Source organism: Photorhabdus viridis, assembly GCF_040256935.1.
Classification (GTDB): domain Bacteria; phylum Pseudomonadota; class Gammaproteobacteria; order Enterobacterales; family Enterobacteriaceae; genus Photorhabdus; species Photorhabdus viridis.
In genome coordinates, this window is the sequence record NZ_JBEJZY010000631.1 from 1 (window position 1) to 220 (window position 220).

The window sequence follows — 220 nt, forward strand, 5'->3', positions numbered from 1 at the left end:
TATTTTATCTGGTAATTGAGCTGGTGTTTTATTTAATCCCCAAGGGTCAATCCAAGTCATCGGATTGGGGGCATACTGATACAGGTTCAATCCGCCCGCTAACCCTATGGGGTCTTAGGCACTATCCCGACGCCATCATACAGTTGAGCGGACCTTTCCCCCTGATTTAGCAGCCTTTTTCTTCGCCACTTTTTCCCGCCCTGTTAAAGAACATATCAAC

1 pseudogene is annotated in these 220 nt (G+C 46.8%); it reads right to left on the bottom strand.

Going from position 1 to position 220, the window contains the following annotated elements:
- Positions 1-114: pseudogene (locus tag ABR397_RS24860) on the bottom strand (RHS repeat-associated core domain-containing protein); the annotation flags it as partial.
- Positions 115-220: the final 106 nt, after the last annotated feature.